The organism is Pseudanabaena sp. 'Roaring Creek', assembly GCF_001402795.1.
Taxonomy (GTDB): Bacteria; Cyanobacteriota; Cyanobacteriia; order Pseudanabaenales; family Pseudanabaenaceae; genus Pseudanabaena.
In genome coordinates, this window is the sequence record NZ_LIRE01000597.1 from 1 (window position 1) to 1,119 (window position 1,119).

Consider the following 1,119-nt stretch of genomic DNA (forward strand, 5'->3'; position numbering starts at 1 on the left):
CTGAGCGAAGTCGAAGCTGTAGTTTTTATTTAAATTATCTATAGCTGGGAAGGGAGTAAGAGGATTTGTAAGCTTTTCTAAAAATAATTTTTCGTAAATTGCTTTATAAATGAAAAAACTGCCGCATACAGATCCTCGTGAAATGGTGGAAACTGCATTTCTTGCCAGTACCACCGCCATGTTGTTTTTAGTCAACTATTACTTTCCCCTTGGTCCTCTGTTGCGAATGCTTTTCCCATTGCCAACGGCTTTAGCTTATTTGCGCTGGAATAGTCGTGCTGCATGGATGGCGATGGTGGTCACATCCCTACTACTAGCGATCCTGATGGGACCAACCCGCAGTATTCAATACATCGTGCCCCATGGTTTAGTTGGAGTTACCCTCGGCTATCTTTGGAAACGCGATTTTCCTTGGTCTGGTTCCCTGAGCATTGCTACCATAATTGGCTCTGTGGGTACGGCTTTTCAATTTGTATTTCTATCGGTTTTATTGGGCGAAAATGTCTGGACCTATTCGATCGTGCAAATCTCTGGATTTCTCAATTGGTTGATGCAACTGTTTGGCTCCCTCGAACAGCCAGACTTCGCGATGATCCAAGCTTTTGCGATCGCCTCAATACTTATTAGCAATTTAGCCTACCAATTACTCGTCCATTTAGTCGCTTGGATCGTACTAGATCGGATTGGTAATCCCATTCCTACCCCCCCCAAGTGGCTAGAATCTTTGTTAGCCTAAAAATGTAGTCCTTCTTTAATTTCGTTTTGTTAAGTAAATGGGCTTAATTAAATATAAAACCCTAAAACCTAAAACGCACGCGCAGCTTGCGTAGTAGGTTTTAGATCTGAATTTTAATTATGCTGATGTACTTAGTTCTAAATAGGTAAGGATGGACGGCGCGGTGCGCCACTAATCCTTACCATATAATCCTCGTTTTAAATAGCAGGGTAAACCAGGGCAACCGCATAAAAAATCAAAGGGAAAGGAGATGGTTTAGATAAGCCAGATCCCAAGCCGCCTTATTACGTTTCGCCCGCATACTGAACTTAGAAGACTTATCGCGACTTAAGAGATTAAGAGCAAAGTGTCGCAAGACAGCCATATTTTCAGGAGAATGATCT

General features: G+C 42.3%; 1 protein-coding gene. It reads left to right on the forward strand.

Annotated elements, in window-relative coordinates; genetic code table 11:
• Positions 1 to 109: 109 nt before the first annotated feature.
• Complete coding sequence (locus AC805_RS16725; protein ID WP_055076459.1) at positions 110 to 736, forward strand: DUF2232 domain-containing protein; 627 nt, start codon at positions 110 to 112, stop codon at positions 734 to 736.
• The last annotated feature ends 383 nt before the right edge of the window (positions 737 to 1,119 follow it).

Bases quoted from the DNA above. Each gene is read 5' to 3' on its own strand.
- AC805_RS16725 (WP_055076459.1), top strand. From the start codon at position 110: ATGAAAAAACTGCCGCATACAGATCCTCGTGAAATGGTGGAAACTGCA.